At 70.7% G+C, this 15,355-nt stretch carries 17 protein-coding genes and 1 pseudogene; 6 read left to right on the forward strand and 12 right to left on the reverse strand.

The genetic code is table 11. The features are described from left to right. Positions 1-8 precede the first annotated feature (8 nt). The gene (locus tag MW290_RS12705) at positions 9-683 is read left to right on the forward strand and encodes a hypothetical protein (RefSeq protein WP_250195019.1); all 675 of its coding nucleotides are present in this window, start codon (positions 9-11) and stop codon (positions 681-683) included. Positions 684-790: 107 nt separating this feature from the next. Then, complete coding sequence (locus tag MW290_RS12710) at positions 791-979, forward strand: hypothetical protein (RefSeq protein ID WP_250195020.1); 189 nt, start codon at positions 791-793, stop codon at positions 977-979. Positions 980-1,004: 25 nt separating this feature from the next. Here MW290_RS12710 and MW290_RS12715 read toward each other — a convergent pair whose 3' ends face one another. Then, positions 1,005-1,727 (reverse strand): formylglycine-generating enzyme family protein, encoded by a 723-nt coding sequence (locus MW290_RS12715; protein WP_250195021.1) that lies wholly within the window; start codon positions 1,725-1,727, stop codon positions 1,005-1,007. 102 nt (positions 1,728-1,829) lie between these two features. Between MW290_RS12715 and MW290_RS12720 the strand changes: the two genes are divergently transcribed. The 3 genes from MW290_RS12720 (at position 1,830) to MW290_RS12730 (ending at position 3,596) form a co-directional block, all read left to right on the forward strand. Then, positions 1,830-2,033 carry a hypothetical protein gene (locus MW290_RS12720; RefSeq protein ID WP_250195022.1) on the forward strand — a complete coding sequence of 68 codons (204 nt, stop codon included), beginning with the start codon at positions 1,830-1,832 and terminating at the stop codon, positions 2,031-2,033. A 111-nt stretch (positions 2,034-2,144) separates the two neighbouring features. Beyond that, positions 2,145-2,960 carry a MetQ/NlpA family ABC transporter substrate-binding protein gene (locus MW290_RS12725; RefSeq protein ID WP_250195023.1) on the forward strand — a complete coding sequence of 272 codons (816 nt, stop codon included), beginning with the start codon at positions 2,145-2,147 and terminating at the stop codon, positions 2,958-2,960. Between the two features lie 162 nt (positions 2,961-3,122). Then, a complete protein-coding gene (locus MW290_RS12730) occupies positions 3,123-3,596 on the forward strand; it encodes a DUF1203 domain-containing protein (RefSeq protein WP_250195024.1) in 474 nt (157 codons plus the stop codon). Positions 3,597-3,626: 30 nt separating this feature from the next. Here the strand turns inward: MW290_RS12730 and MW290_RS12735 are convergent, their stop codons facing one another. The 9 genes and pseudogenes from MW290_RS12735 to MW290_RS12775 form a co-directional block, all read right to left on the reverse strand. Then, positions 3,627-4,730 (reverse strand): TlpA disulfide reductase family protein, encoded by a 1,104-nt coding sequence (locus MW290_RS12735; protein ID WP_250195025.1) that lies wholly within the window; start codon positions 4,728-4,730, stop codon positions 3,627-3,629. 32 nt (positions 4,731-4,762) lie between these two features. After that, on the reverse strand, positions 4,763-6,076 hold the full coding sequence (locus tag MW290_RS12740) for an MSMEG_0569 family flavin-dependent oxidoreductase (protein ID WP_250195026.1): 1,314 nt from the start codon (positions 6,074-6,076) through the stop codon (positions 4,763-4,765). A 5-nt stretch (positions 6,077-6,081) separates the two neighbouring features. Continuing rightward, positions 6,082-6,369, reverse strand: a complete 288-nt coding sequence (locus MW290_RS12745; RefSeq protein WP_250196671.1) for an MSMEG_0570 family nitrogen starvation response protein — start codon at positions 6,367-6,369, stop codon at positions 6,082-6,084. A gap of 33 nt (positions 6,370-6,402) precedes the next feature. Continuing rightward, positions 6,403-7,611, reverse strand: a pseudogene (locus MW290_RS12750) (MSMEG_0565 family glycosyltransferase); the annotation flags it as partial. Next, positions 7,535-8,545 (reverse strand): sll0787 family AIR synthase-like protein, encoded by a 1,011-nt coding sequence (locus MW290_RS12755; RefSeq protein ID WP_250195027.1) that lies wholly within the window; start codon positions 8,543-8,545, stop codon positions 7,535-7,537. The gene MW290_RS12755 and the pseudogene MW290_RS12750, both read right to left, overlap by 77 nt. Then, on the reverse strand, positions 8,542-9,114 hold the full coding sequence (locus tag MW290_RS12760) for an MSMEG_0567/Sll0786 family nitrogen starvation N-acetyltransferase (RefSeq protein ID WP_250195028.1): 573 nt from the start codon (positions 9,112-9,114) through the stop codon (positions 8,542-8,544). Before MW290_RS12760 ends, MW290_RS12755 begins: the two co-directional genes overlap by 4 nt. Further along, positions 9,111-10,208, reverse strand: a complete 1,098-nt coding sequence (locus MW290_RS12765; protein WP_250196672.1) for an MSMEG_0568 family radical SAM protein — start codon at positions 10,206-10,208, stop codon at positions 9,111-9,113. Before MW290_RS12765 ends, MW290_RS12760 begins: the two co-directional genes overlap by 4 nt. Continuing rightward, positions 10,171-11,217 (reverse strand): Nit6803 family nitrilase, encoded by a 1,047-nt coding sequence (locus MW290_RS12770; RefSeq protein WP_250196673.1) that lies wholly within the window; start codon positions 11,215-11,217, stop codon positions 10,171-10,173. Before MW290_RS12770 ends, MW290_RS12765 begins: the two co-directional genes overlap by 38 nt. After that, positions 11,205-11,687, reverse strand: coding sequence for an MSMEG_0572/Sll0783 family nitrogen starvation response protein (locus tag MW290_RS12775; protein ID WP_250195029.1), 483 nt, complete (start codon positions 11,685-11,687; stop codon positions 11,205-11,207). Before MW290_RS12775 ends, MW290_RS12770 begins: the two co-directional genes overlap by 13 nt. A gap of 378 nt (positions 11,688-12,065) precedes the next feature. Here MW290_RS12775 and MW290_RS12780 point away from each other — a divergent pair, with 378 nt between their 5' ends. Next, the gene (locus MW290_RS12780) at positions 12,066-13,460 is read left to right on the forward strand and encodes an aminotransferase-like domain-containing protein (RefSeq protein WP_250195030.1); all 1,395 of its coding nucleotides are present in this window, start codon (positions 12,066-12,068) and stop codon (positions 13,458-13,460) included. On the opposite strand, the gene MW290_RS12785 is transcribed toward MW290_RS12780, so the two are convergent. Both MW290_RS12785 and MW290_RS12790 read right to left on the reverse strand, forming a co-directional pair. Beyond that, the gene (locus MW290_RS12785) at positions 13,402-14,295 is read right to left on the reverse strand and encodes an ATP-binding cassette domain-containing protein (protein ID WP_250195031.1); all 894 of its coding nucleotides are present in this window, start codon (positions 14,293-14,295) and stop codon (positions 13,402-13,404) included. The genes MW290_RS12780 and MW290_RS12785 overlap by 59 nt on opposite strands. Next, the gene (locus MW290_RS12790) at positions 14,288-15,346 is read right to left on the reverse strand and encodes a FecCD family ABC transporter permease (RefSeq protein ID WP_250195032.1); all 1,059 of its coding nucleotides are present in this window, start codon (positions 15,344-15,346) and stop codon (positions 14,288-14,290) included. The genes MW290_RS12785 and MW290_RS12790 overlap by 8 nt, the downstream gene beginning before the upstream one ends. Positions 15,347-15,355: the final 9 nt, after the last annotated feature.

Genomic DNA, 15,355 nt, shown 5'->3' on the forward strand with positions numbered 1-15,355 from the left:
GAGTGATGATGGCTTTATTGTCGGTCGACCCGGGCGACATCGTGGCTATTCCAACCGTTAGGGGTGGGCAAAGAGGTTTTGTTTTGTCGAGAATAATAGTTCCTATTCGGCTTAGGACTATTGAGGTTTTCAAGAATTTTCATACCAACTTCGGAATGACCGAAGAGCGGGTGCTTGAGCAAGACTTCTCTGTAGAAAACAGATTGTTTGCCCCTGTCTATGCCAGCATGGACTTCTCAAAATGGGTTGGCAAGGTAAAGTGGTCCATTTTGCACAAGGATCCGAGCTATCACCGTGAACAGTCGCGTTACTCGGATATTGAAATCATGGGCCCGCCTGCCGAGTACAAAGAATTTGGTGTGTACTACAAAGGTGGCCAAAGATGCTTCGAGCCGCCAGGGGTAAGGCGCAGTATTGAAGACTCAATGATCTACAGCAACACGCAGTTGATGTTCCGAATTGGTCTTCACATGTCGGGCGAAATGGCGCCGGGTGAGGCCATGAATACTGCCAAAGAAAGAGCTCTGTTGGAGAAATACGGGATGGACTGGCTGGTCAATGGCACGAATGCGTGGGCGCCCATCAGCGATGCCATCGCGACCGAGATGAAGGAGGCTCAGGCCAAGAACAGGGCCAAGGCCAAGCGTGCGGCAGCCAAGCTATCCAAGCCAGACGAGATGTGACCTGAGAGAGCGTCTCAACAGGGCATGGCCAGGATGCGCCGGAAAAGCCCCACACGGTCAGCGACTTCGAGCGCGATGCGCTGCACCAGATCACCCGCCTGGGCGAGGTGGGCTTTGAAGACCTGCGCCACCAGGACCTGTGGCACCAGGCCGGTCAGCGGCGCAGCATCCACCGCCAGCCCAACCACCTGATCAAGGTCTACGCCGTTGATGCCAACGCCGAGCTGATCCGCCGCATCGCACGGGTGATGCCGCAGTTCCAGAAGACGGTGCTTTCGCGCGCGGTACCCGGCTGAAGCGCCGACGCAGGGCGTGCGGCTTTCAACGCGAAGCGGCAGGGGAGTCCGCCGCGTCCCATACGCAACGCAGCCCGATGTACACCACGTAGAACTCGGCCGGCTTCCACTGCATGGCGCTGGCCTGCGTCTGGGCCGGGCCGTACCACCACGAGCCGCCGGCGGTGAGCGCGGTGTCACCCTGACGATCGGCCAGCCATTCCCAGGCATTGGCGCCCATGTCGTACAGGCCATTGACGCCAGGGCGAGTGGCACCGGCGGGCGCCAGGGTGGGCCAGGGGTCGGTACCGTTGGTGTTGGCGCCGTCGGCGCTGTCGCCGGTGGGGTATGGGTAGGTGCGGCCTTGGACGAAACCCTGGCTGGAGCGTTGTTCGGTGTAGGCGGCGCGCGCCCATTCATCGCGGGTGGGCAGGCGGCCGCCGGCCCAGGCGCAATAGTCGCGCGCCTCGAACCAGCTGACGTGCACCGCGGGCCATTGCGGGCTGGCCGGCACCTGCCCGAACGGGCGGCGGAAGTTCCAGCCCGGGCGCCGTTCCCAGCCCTGGCCCCACTCATGGCCACTGCCTGCCCGTTCGGCCGCTGTCACCAGGCCGGTGGCCTGCACGAACTCGGCAAAGCGCGCGATGCTGACCTCGTGGCGGTCGATGGCAAAGCCGTCGAGCTTCACCCGGTCCTGGGCCGCGGCCGGGCCGCTGGCCAGCCAACCCACGGCCACCCCGGCTGCCAGCAGATGTCGAACTGTTTGCATGACCTACTGTTTCGCGGCGCCGATCGAAGTTCCGTGCGATGACGCCGATGTCATCCGGCGGTCAGGCGGCCGTCGGCATCGGGCTTCTAGAGTCTGCGACCCATGGATACCGCACCGCACCTCACCCTCGAACTCTGGACCCGCCGCCAGCGCCTGGTGATCGAACACACCGGCGACGCCCGGCATCCGATCCGCGTCAGGCTCAAGGGCCGCAGCGGCATCACGGGCTACGGCGCCACCGAAGAAGAGGCTGCCCGCCATGCCCGGCTGTCGTGGGAGCTGCGGCGGCTGGCGGGACAACGCTAGTTGTCGATGCCAACGCAACTGCGGCGGCATCAGTTGCTTATGCCAATCGGTCGCTACGCGATCAGGTGCTTGTGCCTACAGTGAATGGCATCGCAACCTTTGATCGCTTTCATGCGCCTCTCTTCGAAACGCCTGTTCCTTCGTGTCGCTTCCTTCACCGCAGTGGCCCTGATGCTGCCGCTGCAGACCGTGCAGGCGCAGACGGTCTTGCGGGTGGCGGCTTCGCCGGTGCCGCATGCCGAGATCCTGGAGTTCGTGAAGCCCAAGCTGCAGGCCGAGGGCATCGACCTGCAGGTCAAGGTGTACACCGACTACGTGCAGCCCAACCTGGTGGTGGACGAAGGCCAGCTGGAGGCCAACTTCTTCCAGCACCGGCCCTACCTCCGCGCCTTCAACAAGGACCGCAAGACCAAGGTGGTGGAGGTGCCGAACAGCGCGGTGCTCATCGAGCCCTTCGGCGGTTATTCGCGCAAGATCACCTCGGTGGCGCAACTCAAGACGGGCGCCGTGGTCGCCATCCCCAACGATCCCTCCAACTCGGGCCGGGCACTGGCGCTGCTGGCGCAACAAGGCCTGATCAAGCTCAAGGACCCGATCAGCATCCAGGCCACCGCGCGCGACGTGGTCGACAACCCGCGCAAGCTGCAGTTCCGTGAGCTGGAAGCCGCGCAGCTGCCCCGTGCGCTGGGCGACGTGGACCTGGCGCTGATCAACACCAACTATGCGCTGGAGGCCAAGCTCAACCCGCTCAAGGACGCGCTGTTCCTGGAAGACGGCCTGAAGTCGGCCTACGGCAACTTCATCGCCGCGCGCGCGGACAACGCCGATTCACCGGCCATCCGCAAGCTGGTGGCCGCGCTGCACACGCCCGAGGTGCGGCAGTTCATCCAGACCAAGTACAAGGGCACCATCACGCCGGCCTTCTAAACGCCCCCAGGCCGGCCTCGGCCGGCCGTCCCCCGCGGGGATCAAGCACAGTGGCAGAGCCACATTTGCTTGAGATCAGCCCGCCCGCAATCACAGGACCGAATCCGGCGAGCCGGCGACAGGCCGTGGCGGGAGCATGGGACTCCTTTTTCAGGAGCACTCATGTCCTTCAGTTTCCAGCTGGTCGGCCTCGACCCGACGCCCTTCATCCCGCTCTTCGACCTGCCTGACCGGCAACTGGCCGAGCGGTCGGCCCGGCGGTGCATCGCCGACGCGTCGCCGGGCTATCCCTGCCGCATCAGCCTGGAGGACGCGCAGCCCGGCGATGAATTGCTGCTGCTGCCGTACCTGCACCAGCCGGCGGCCTCTCCCTACCGTGCTTCGGGTCCGATCTACGTGCGCCGCGGCGCCGTGCAGCGCCAGCTACCTGCGGGCGTGGTCCCGGGCTACGTGAGCAGCCGACTCATCTCCTACCGCGCCTACGATGCCGACCACATGATCGTGGACGCCAGCGTGGGCGAGGGCATCGATGCGGCCAGCGAGATCGTCCGCCTGTTCAGCCATGACGCCGTGGCCTACCTGCACCTGCACAACGCGCGGCGTGGCTGCTACTCGTGCCAGGCCGTGCGTGCCTGACAGGCAAGGGCGCCAGGCACGCTGTGGAACTCACAGCTGCGCTGGCGCGTAGTACGGCTTGTCGCCCAAGGCGTCCACCCGGGCCCAGAAGGCCTCGCCCACGGCCAGACCGCGGGCGTCGCGCGGGGCGTGCTGGCGCCAGATGGCCCAGGAGTCGGGGTGCAGCTGGCTGGCGCGGTCGAGCGCGCTGCGCGCTGCGTCTGCCTGGCCCTGGCGCAGCAGCTGCTGGCCCAGCAGGAACCAGGCATGCGCCTCGGCCTGCGCCGCGCTGGGCGCGGGCACGCGGGCCGCGGCCTGCGGCGCCGGCAACGCATGGGCGCTGGCCGGGCCCTGGCGGGCCCAGTCGCGCACCGCGGCCAGGTAGGCGGCCTTGCGCTGCTGGCTGGCCTGTGCCAGCTCGGGCGCCAGGGCGCCGGTGCTGCGGTCGATGGACCGGAAGGCATCGCTGGAGCCGGCGGTCTCGGTCGGCCGCACGATGCGGCCTGCTTCGTCGATCCACACCGCCTGCGGCACGTTGACGATGCCGTAGAGCGCGGCCACGTGATGGTCGGCGTCGATCAGGCAGGGGTAGCTGGGCGCGGCCGCCTCGATCCACGGGCGGGCGGCTTCGGCCGTGTCCAGCGCGATGGCCAGCACGGTGAAGTTGGTGTCCTGCAGCTCGTTCATCATCGATTGCCACAGCGCCAGGTCGAGCCGGCAGCCGCACCAGCTGGCCCAGGTCACCAGCAGCAGCTTGCGGCCACGGTACTGGCTCAGGCTGTGGGGCTGGCCTTGCAGGTCAGGCAGCGTGAAGTCAGGTGCCTGCAGCGATTGCAAGGCCTCGGCCCGTTGCGCGGCGCCGGTGCCCAGCACCCAGTTGCGGCCGCTGCCGTCATGCACCACCGGCTGGCCGCCGTGGCGCCACAGCGCGGCCAGGTTCAGGCGGGCGGGCTGGCCGGCGGCTTCTTCACGCACCCACTGGGCGCGTTGCGCGGGCGGCACCGGCATGCACACGTCGCCGTGGCACAGGCCTTCTGGCTTCCATTGCCAGCCGGTGGCGGCTTCGATGTCGGTGGCGGTCAGCCACAGGGCATCGCCTTCGGCTTGGGCGTCGGCCAGCGCGGTGCTGCGCTGCTCATGCAGAACGGTGATCATGGTCGGATCCAGGGCAGGAGATGCCCGGGAGCTTATCCGGGCACTGCGGCCGGCAGCGTGGCAGGGGCTTGGGTGCTGCGCTCGCCGGCGATCACCTCGGCCAGGTGCTGCGCATCGCGCGCCACGCCCGAGAAGCGGCCCGAGCCCCAGGTGTGCAGCCAGGGCAGGCCCAGGAAGTACAGGCCCGGCAAGGCCGTGACGCCCCGCTCGTGCTGGGGCTGGCCGCGGCCGTTGAACACCGGTGCGTCCAGCCAGCCGAAGTCGGGCGCAAAGCCGATGCACCACACCACGCTGCCGATGCCGGCCTGCTGCAGGCTGAGCGTGAGCGGCTCTTCGCCGGGCTGCCACACCGGCTGGTAGCGGCTGGACGGCGGGGCCTGCAGACCCATGCGCTCGATGTATTGGTCGATGCTGGCATTGATGCCGTTGTAAGTGGCGTCGGCGCGGTCCAGCACCTCGGCCAGGCCGGGCTTGAAGCGCAGCAACACGTCGCCATCGTCCTGCGGTTCCACCGCCTGCAGCGCGCCATGCAGCTGCATGCCCTGCAGCGCGAAGCGGCGCAGGTCGATGTCGCGCCCGCCGTCGCGGCCGGTGACGTAGTGGTTGGTGTTGTCGCGCACGCCTTCGCGCAGCGGATGCTGGCCCACCGGCATGTCGTAGTAGCCCATGTCGGCCAGCCAGTCCACCACGTCGCGGCCGCGGTAAAAGCGGGCGCAGCGCGGCGCGTCGCCAACCGCCAGCACCACCTGGCGGCCGGCCAGGTGCAGGTCTTCGGCGATCTGCGCGCCGCTCTGGCCCGAGCCCACCACCAGCACTGCGCCGGGCGGCAGCTCGGCCGCGTTGTGGTACTGCTCCGAGTGCAGCTGCCGCACGCTGGCCGGCAGCCGCTCGGCCATGCGCGGCACGATGGGCAGGTGGTAGCCGCCAGAGGCCACCACCACCTGGTCGGCGGTGCATTCCTGCAGGCCGGGCTCGCCCGCCACCTCGTAGCGCAGCAGGTAGCCGCCTTGGGGCCGCGGCTTGACCAGGCGCACCGTCACGCCCTCGCGCAGCGGCGGGTTCACCTTGCGCCGGAAGCGCTCCAGCCAGGCCACGATCTCGGGCTTGGTCATGAAGCCGTGCGGGTCGTCGCCGTCGTACGGGTGGCCGGGCAGGGCGCACTGCCAGTTGGGCGTCACCAGGCAGAAGCTGTCCCAGCGCCGCGTCTGCCACACGTGCATCGCACGGTGCTTCTCGAACACGATGTGGCCGATGCCGGCCTGCTGCAGGCAGGCGCTCATCGACAGGCCCGCCTGGCCGCCGCCGACGATGGCCACCGCGTGGTGGGGGGTTGAAGCAGTGTTCATGCGGTTCATTCCTGGAAGGCGATCACCTGCACCCGGGCGTCGGGCTGCTGGCTGAAGCGGGCGGCGGTGTGTTCGATGCTGCGCAGCTGCTCGGCCGCGGCGGAGCAGGCAAAGCCGTACTTGGCCTGCACGCGGTCGGAGGCGATCTGCGTCGCTTCCCGCACGCGCTGCAGGAAGTCGGGCAGCGGGTAGGCGGCGCCGGGCTCGAAGTAGTCCTTGATCACCAGCGAAGGTGAGTAGCAGGTGGTTTCGCTGGCATCGGGCCAGCGCAGCTGGTAGTGCATCGCGGGCATGTTTTCTCCTTGCAGATAAGCGCTGTAAAGCGCCAGATGGCGCCGGGCGCTGGCAGCCCAGCCGTAGCGCTGGCACACCGCGGGCGGCGTGCGGCGGCCCAGGGCCACCGCTTCGCGCAGCGCCGCGGCGATGGAGGCCGGCTCCAGCGGATCGGCCCAGTGCACATCGCCTTCGGGCGCGAAGTGCTCGGTGAAAGGGGGCATGCGTGAGACCACCGCGCGGGTGCCGCAGGCCAGCGCCTCCAGTGCGGCCAGGCCGAAGCCTTCCAGCAGCGAAGGCATGGCCAGCACGTCGGCCCGGCGGTACAGCGCCGGCACCATCGCATCGGGCACCGGGCCGGTCAGCAGCACGTCGGCGCCGGGTTGCAGGCCGGCCTGGTTCATCAGCGTGTGAAAGGCCTGCACCTCACCGGCATGGTCCAGCACGCTGGCGCCGCCGGCCACTACCAGCCGGGCGCGTGGCAGCTGCCGGCGCAGCAGGATGAAGGCCTGCAGCAGCCGCAAGCTGTTCTTGCGTGCCTCGATGCCCCCCATGGCCAGCACCAGTGGCGCGCCGCCTTCCAGGCCGAGCACGCGGGCCACGGCGGCGTCTTCCGGCTGCGGTGCGGGGTGGTAGCGCCGCAGGTCCACGCCGTTGGGTACTTCATGGGCTGCCAGGCCGTGCTCGGCCTGCAGCCGCTGCTGCCACAGCTGGCTCACGCACAGCAGCAGGCCGGCTTCGCGCAGCGAGCGTGCTTCCCAGGCCTGCAGCCGCGCATCGGCAAAGCGATCGACATGGTGCACGGTGCGCACGTAGCCGCGCAGCCGGCCCTGGGCCTTCAGGTCGGCCAGCGCGTTGCCGCCGATGCCGTCATGGGCGTGCAGCAGGTCGAAGCGCTCGGCCGCCCGCGTGTGCTGCAGGTGCGTGCGCACGGCCTGGATGCGCGCCGCCACCTGGCCGGCCAGGTCGGTGGGTGCGTCGGGCGGCGGGCTGGGCAGCGCTGCGATCTCCACCGCGCAGGGCGTGTCGCGGAAGAAGCGCTGGCCAGGCGCGGCCGGGGCGATCAGCGTGACCTGCTGGCCGGCCTGCTGCAGCGCGCGGCCCAGCTCCAGCACATGCACCACGCCGCCGCGCGGGTTCACCGAATGGGTGAGCAGCGCGATGCGCAGCGGCCGCGTGGCCACGTCAGGCATGGGCCACCTCGGAGGCGGTGATGAAGGGGCGCGCGGCGAGGTCCCACAGCAGGGCCTGCTGGCCGGCATGGCGCAGCTGCACCGCGGGCTGGGCCTGCACCGTGCCCACCGCGGCGGCGGCAATGCCGCGTTCGGCAAAGCGCTGCAGCACCGGGGCCACCTGCGCCGGCCGCAGGCTGAACACGAAGCCATAGCTGGGAAAGGCCGTGAGCCAGCGCAGCAGCGCGGCCGGGTCATCCGCCGCCACGCTGTGCGGCCGCGGCATCGCATCGACGTCGATCACCGCGCCGCAGCGTGAGCAGTCCAGCATCATCAGCAGCGTGCCCACGGCGCCGGCCATGCTGATGTCCTTGGCGGCATCGGCCAGGCCGGCTTCGGCCAGCTGCGGCAGCAGGTCCAGGTCGGCGCGCAGCCGTTCGGCCGGTGCGGGGGTGGAGGCATTCCAGTAGGGGTAGGGCTCCTGCCAGGCACCGCGCAGGTCCACCGCCATCACCAGCACGTCGCCGGGCCGGGCGTTGAAGCTGCTGAGCAGCCGCTGCGCACGGCCCAGCACCGCCACCGCCAGCTGGCCGCGGCTGCTGCGGTGGTTGCTGTGGCCGCCGACGATGGGCACGCCGTAGCGCTGCGCGCCGGCGGCCAGGCCTTGCATCAGCGGCTCGGCAGCCTGGCTGCCGGCGCTCCACAGCGCGTCCACCACGGCCAGCGGGCGGCCGCCCATGGCCGCGATGTCGCTCAGGTTCACCATCACGCCGCAGTAGCCGGCGAACCAGGGTTCACGTTCCACGAAGTCGTCGACGAAGCCCTCGATGGCCAGCAGCAGGTGGCCGCCCTGGCCATCGGCCAGCGCGGCGCAGTCGTCGCCGTTGGGCACGGTGAGCAGGCCGGGCGGAGCCAGGCGCTGCGACTGGGCCAGTGCGGCCATCGCGGGCGAGATGTCCTGCTTGTGCAGGAAGCCGCGGCTGGCGCGCAGGGCTTCGCACAGGTCTTCGGCGGCGTGGGTCATGCGGTGGCCGTGCTGCGCGTGACGTAACCTGTATAGACATCCACGCAGGGTGGATACGCCGCCAGATCGGCCTGCATCAGCACATGCGGGCGGCCATGCAGCAGCTCGTCTTTCAGCGCTTGCCAGTGCAGGCGCTGGAACATGGGGGCGTTCTGCTGCTGCACATGAGCCAGGAACACGCGGCAGCCGCGTGCATGGGCGCTGGCCACCGCCAGCCGGATGAGCGTGGCGCCCAGCCGGCCGTGGTGTCGAAAGGCCGCATGCACCGCCAGCCGCGAGCCCCACCACAGGCCGGGCTCGGCTTCGTGGATGCGCACGGTGCCCACCACCTGGTCGGGCAGGCCGGCCACGCAGGCCACCGCCACCAGGGTCTGGGCCTGCGCATCCACCGCGTCGAGGTCGTCGCCGACGAACACGCCCTGCTCAATGCAGAACACCGCCCGGCGCAGCGCCATCGCCTCGCGCTGCTCCCAGCCGGCGGTAGCCCACTTGATGCGGAACTCGCAGGGGCGGTAGGCCTCGGCCTGATCCGGCGCAGCATCATCCATCGCATCCAGCAGCGCATTCATGCCAGCACCTCCGCCGTCTCGTACTGCGACTGCGACGAACACGCACCGCACTTGCCGCAGCCGGCCTTGATGTCGACCGAGCGCAGGCCCGCCTGCGACAGCATCGCGCCCAGCGGCTCCAGGATGGACTTCATCCAGCCGGCATCGGGGGCCGGGTGGTCTTCCAGCGGCGTGCCGCTGATGGGCACGAAGGGCACGACGAAGGGGTACACGCCCAGGCCCACCAGCGTGCGGCACATGGCCAGGATGTCTTCGCGGGTGTCGCCCAAGCCGGCCAGGATGTAGGTGCTGACCTGGCCGCGGCCGAACACCTGCACCGCCGCCTCGAAGGCGCTGAGGTAGCGCTGCACCGGCACCGTGGCCTTGCCGGGCATGATGCGTTCACGCACGGCGGGCGTCACCGCTTCCAGGTGCATGCCCAGCGTGGAGATGCCGGCCGCGTGCATGCGCGCGAACCAGCGGTCGTCGTCGGGCGGCTCGCACTGGCCCTGCAGCGGCAGCACATGGCCGGCGGGCAAGCCGGCCTGGATGGCGAAGGCGCTGTCGGCCAGCACCTGGGCGCCGCGGTCGTCGCCGGGTGGCGTGCCGGTGGTCATCACCATGTGCTTGACGCCGTCCAGCAGCACCGCCATGCGGGCCACCTCTGCCAGCTGCTCGGGCGTCTTGTGGGCGATGGTGCGGCCGGCCGCCAGCGACTGGCCGATCGCGCAGAACTTGCAGGCCTTGCGCCGGCTCTCGTAGCGGATGCAGGTCTGCAGCACGGTGGTGGCCAGCACGTCGGCGCCGTGCAGCGTGGCGATGTGCGAGTAGGGCACGCCGTCCATCGTCTGCAGCGCATAAAAGCGCGGCTGTTTCGGAAAGGCGATCTGCGCGATGGGGATGCTGCCGCGCTTGAGCAGGCTGGCGCCGTCGGCGCCCGGCGCCTCGGCCACGAAGGGCGACTGCCAGGCCGACGAGGTATGCACCGGCACCATGACGGTGTGGCCGTCCACCGTCACCGCCTTGTGGTCCGACGGGCCGGCGCCGCCGCGGCGGCTGGGCGCGCCGGCGCCGGGGTCAAGCAGCCGCAGGCCGTGCGATTGCAGCTCCGTCATCAGCTGCCGGGTGGCGGGGCTGGGCGTGGCCGGGTTCAGGCTCATGGGGGTTCCTCGGTTCAAGGTCGGCGGGCATGTCGAACATCGTGCGGGCAGGGCGGCGGTCGATCGCCAGGCTCAGCAGCTCGGGGCGGGCGTAGTGGCCCACCGAATCCATCATTCGCTTGCGCTTGGTCACCAGCGCCAGGTCCAGGTCGGCCAGCACCATGCCTTCGCCTTCGGTCAGCGGCTCGGCCAGGTACTTGCCTTCGGGCGAGACGATGGCGGTGTGGCAGCCGCCGCGCAGTGCCTGCTGCAGGGCGGGGTCGGGTGTCACCGCCCGCACCTGCGCATCCGTCAGCCAGCCGGTGGCGTTGATGACGAAGCAGCCCGACTCCAGCGCATGGTGGCGGATGGTCACCGCCATCTGGTCGGCGAAGATGGGGCCCACCAGCGAGCCTGGGAACTGCGCGCAGTGGATCTCTTCGTGCTGGGCCATCAGCGCATAGCGGGCCAGTGGGTTGTAGTGCTCCCAGCAGGCCAGCGCGCCCACGCGGCCCACCGCGGTGGGCACCACCTGCAGGCCGGCGGCATCGCCCTGGCCCCACACCATGCGCTCGTGGTAGGTGGGCGTGATCTTGCGGCGCTGCAGCTTCAGGCTGCCGTCGGCATCGAACAGCAGCTGGGTGTTGTACAGGCTGCCGTGGTCGCGCTCGTTCACGCCCAGCAGTACCACGATGCCGCGGGCGCGGGCCCGCTCGGCCACCGCGGTGGTCACCGGCCCCGGCACCACCACCGCCCGCTCGTACAGCAACAGGTGCGGCGCGCCCTGCTGGCAGGGCGGCAGCACGAACGAGAAGTACGGGTAGTAGGGCACGAAGGTTTCGGGGAACACCACGATCTGCGCGCCGCGCGCGGCGGCCTCGTCGATCGCACTGCACACCCGGTCCAGCGTGCCCTCGGGGCGGTCGAAGTCGGGCGCGATCTGCACCGCGGCCGCACGGACCACGCGCTTGTTCACAGCGTCCAGGTGTCGAGGATGAAGGCGTTCTGCTTGCGGTGCAGCAGCACGATGTCCAGCACGTCCAGCGGGCTGATGGGCCGGATGCCTTCGATCAGCGAGCCTTCGCCGTGGCCGTACAGGGCCTGCAGCGCGAAGCGGCAGGCGTACACCTTGCCGCCTTCGGCGATGAACTTGGTGATCTGGTTGTTGAAGTTCTGGTGGCCGGGAAAGGCCTCGTCGCCCAGCGTCGGAAAGCCGCGCTTGACGCCCAGCGTGACGCCCGGGCCGTACAGCAGGATGGAGGTTTCGAAACCCTTGCGCTGCAGCCGCGTGGCCTGCAGCAGATTGACGAAGCCGATCGAGCCTTCGAAGGCCACGGTGTGGAAGGTGACCAGCGCCTTTTCGCCGGGCTCGGCCTTCACGTCCTCGAACACCTTCTCTTCGTAGTCGACGAGGAACTCGCCTTTCTGGTTCTGCGGCTTGGTGACTTTGGGCATGGGTGACTCCGTGGTGGGGTTTCGCTTGCGGGGGCGCCGCCTGCGCCGGCGGCGCGGTGGCTGCGGTCCATTTCGCATGCGATGTGCCAGTGGCCCGGACCGGCCATGCAATCAAGGCCCGATCAATCAAGGGCGTGGCGCCCGCGCGGCTTTGCAACTTTTTTTGTCGGCGTCTTGTCGGCGTTCGGGTGTGCAGATGGGCCCGCGGCACCGCACCGCCACAGGGCGGCGGCGATGCGATCAATGCACCCGATCAATGGGGCTGCGCGGCCCCCCGCTGCACCAAGCAGGAACAGGCCGGCCGTGCACGCCGGGCGCAGCAGGGCGGGCATGCTTGATGCGATCAGCCCCCGGGTTGCATGCGATCAGCCGTACCCCATGACCAAACCCACCGCGCACTGGCGCAAGCGCCTGGCCAGCCAGGACCGGCCCGCCTACCTGGCGATTGCCGACCTGATCGCCGAGGACCTGCGCGATGGCCGGCTGGCCGCGCGCGACCGGCTGCCCACGCTGCGCGAGTTGGCCGACGAGCTGCAGCTGAACTACACCACCGTGGCCCGCGCCTATGCCGAGGCACGCAAGCGCGGGCTCATCGATTCACGCGCCGGCTTCGGCACCTATGTGCGCGGCAAGGCGCCGGCGCTGCCGCTGCGCGGCGGCAGCGGCGCCGAGATGACGATGAACCTGCCGCCCGAGCCGCACGACGAAGCGCTGCTGGCCCGCATGCACGACAGCGCCGCCGACCTGATGGCCCACAGCGACCTGCATGCGCTGCTGCGCTACCAGGACTTCGGCGGCACGGCCGAAGACCGCGAGGCCGGCGCCCGCTGGCTGCAGAGGCGGCTGCCGCAGGCCAGCGCCGACCGGCTGCTGGTGTGCCCGGGCATCCACAGCGTGCTCACCGCGCTCATCTCGCAGCTGGCGCGCCCCGGTGAGCTGCTGTGCGTGGATGCGTTGGCCTACCCGGGGCTCAAGGCCATCGGCACCCAGCTGGGCGTGCAGCTGCATGCGCTGCCGCTGGACGACGACGGGCCGGATGTGGAGGCCTTCGAGCATGCCTGCCGCACGCTGTCGCCCAAGGCGGTGTACTGCAACCCCACGCTGCTCAACCCCACCACCGCCACCATGTCGCGCGCGCGGCGCGAGGCGCTGGCCGATGTGGCGCTGCGCTTTTCGGTGCCCATCATCGAGGACGATGCCTACGGCATGCTGCCCACCGAACGCCTGCCGCCGCCGCTGGCCGTGCTGGCGCCCGACCTCACCTATTACGTCACCGGCTTTTCCAAGTGCCTGGGCGCGGGCCTGCGCAGCGCCTATGTGCTGGCGCCGCATGCGCGGCTGGCGCAGCGGCTGGCCGGTGCGCTGCGCGCCACCACGGTGATGGCCTCGCCCTTGACCAATGCCCTGGTCACGCGATGGGTGAACGACGGCACCGCCGATGCGGTGCTGGAAGCCATCCGCACCGCCTGCCGCGAGCGGCATGCGCTGGCGCTGCAGCACCTGGGCCCCTGGGGCGTGGTGGCCCACCCCGAGTGCTTTCACCTGTGGCTGCCGCTGCAGGGCGCCTGGAGCGTGGTGGAGTGCGCTTCCTACCTGCGCACGCAGGGCGTGGCGGTGGTGGCCAGCGCGGCCTTCAGCACCGACGGCAACCCGCCCGATGCGGTGCGCATCTGCCTGGGCGGCCCGGCTTCGCTGGACGACTGCGACCGCGCGCTCAGGCTGGTGGCCGAGACGCTGGACCACCCGCTGCACCCGCATGCCACGGTGATGTGAGCGGGCCGTCCGCCGGCGGCTGCCACAGGTATTGCGGCACGTCGTCGTCGGCCTGCATCACGCGGCCCTGCACCTGCCACACGTCCTGCACCAGCGCCGGCTGCAGCACCTGCCGCACCGGGCCCAGCGCACGTGCACGGCCCTGCTGCAGCACCAGCGCATCGTCGGCATGGCGCAGCGCCAGGTTAAGGTCGTGCAGCACCACCACCACGCCGATGCCACCGGCCAGCGCGCACTGCCGCACCAGCTGCAGCAGCGCATGCTGGTGCTGCAGGTCCAGCGCGGCGGTGGGCTCGTCCAGCAGCAGCCAGCGGGCCGGGGCGCCGGCCACGGGCGGCGACAGTGCCTCGATCTGCACCAGCGCCCGGGCCAGCTGCGCGCGGGCGCGTTCGCCGCCCGACAGCGTGGCCACGCTGCGATCGGCCAGGCCCGCTAGGCCGCAGGCGGCGATGGCCTGGCGCACGCAGGCTTCAGGGTCGGCCGGCCGTGCCGGCAGCAGGCCCAGCGCCACCAGCTCATGCACGCGGAAGTCGGCGGCCACCTGGGTGTCCTGCGCCACCAGCGCACGCTGGCGGGCCAGCGCGGCGGGGCTGATCTGCGGCAGCGGCCGACCCTGCCAGTGCACGGTGCCGGCATCGGGCCGGCGCCAGCCGGTGAGCACCGACAGCAGCGTGGACTTGCCGGCGCCGTTGGGCCCCAGCACCGCGGTGACACGCCCGGGCTGGAACTGCGCGTCCAGCGGCCCCAGCAGGCGCCGGCCGCGCCGCCGCACCTGCCCATGCACCTGCACCGCCTGCAAGGCGATGGCCCCGGCGGGCCTGATGTCGTCACGCATGCTCACGCCCCCGCATCAACAGCAGCAGGAAAAAGGGCGCGCCGATGGCAGCGGTGAGCACGCCCAGCGGCAGCTCGGCCGGGGCGGCGGCGGTGCGGGCAAAGGCATCGGCCACCAGCACCAGCGCCGCGCCCAGCAGGGCCGAGCCGGGCAGCAGCCCGCGGTGGCCGGGGCCGGCCAGCAGGCGCACGCCATGCGGCGCCACCAGGCCGACGAAGCCGACGATGCCCGTCAGCGCGGTGACGGCACCCACCGCCAGCGCCACGCACAGCACGGCCTGGCGCTTGACCCGTTCCACCGCCACGCCCATGGCATGGGCCTGGGCTTCACCCAGCGCCAGCGCATCCAGCGGGCGGGCCAGCCGCAGCGCGGCCAGCAGCGCCAGCAGCACCAGCGCGCCCACGCCGGCCACCGCCGACCAGCGGGCGCCGCCCAGGCTGCCCAGCAGCCAGAACTGCAGCGCGCGCAGCTGGGCGTCGGTGGCCACCTGGCTGATCCAGCCCAGCAGCGCACCGGCCAGTGCGTTGATGGCCACGCCGGCCAGCAGCATCACCGTGAGCCGCGTGGCGCCGCGCACCTGGGCCACGGCGTAAACCAGCGCGGTGGCCAGCAAGGCACCTCCGAAGGCGCACACCACCAGGGTCCAGCTGCCCAGCAGCCGCGGCAGGGCGGGCCACCAGGCTTCGCCGGCCACGATGGCCAGCGCCGCCGCCAGGGCCGCGCCGCTGGACACGCCCACCAGGCCCGGGTCGGCCAGCGGATTGCGGAACACGCCCTGCAGCAGCGCGCCGGCCAGGCCCAGCGCGGCCCCGGTGCACACGGCCAGCAGCAGGCGGGGGGCGCGCAGGGTCCAGAACACCAGCTGGTCGGCCTCTGGCGTGGTCGCCGATGGCACCGGCGGCTGCACCAGCAGCTGCCACAGCCGGCCGGGTGCGATGGCATAGGCCCCGCTGCCGGCCGCGGCCACCAGGGCCAGCAGCGTGAGCAGGGCCAGGCCGGCCAGCAGCAGCGGGCGCGGCAGGCGCCGCGCCGGGTGGGTCCAGTCGGTCATGCTGCGGCG

This window comes from Aquincola tertiaricarbonis (assembly GCF_023573145.1).
In the GTDB taxonomy this organism is placed as follows: domain Bacteria; phylum Pseudomonadota; class Gammaproteobacteria; order Burkholderiales; family Burkholderiaceae_C; genus Aquincola; species Aquincola tertiaricarbonis_B.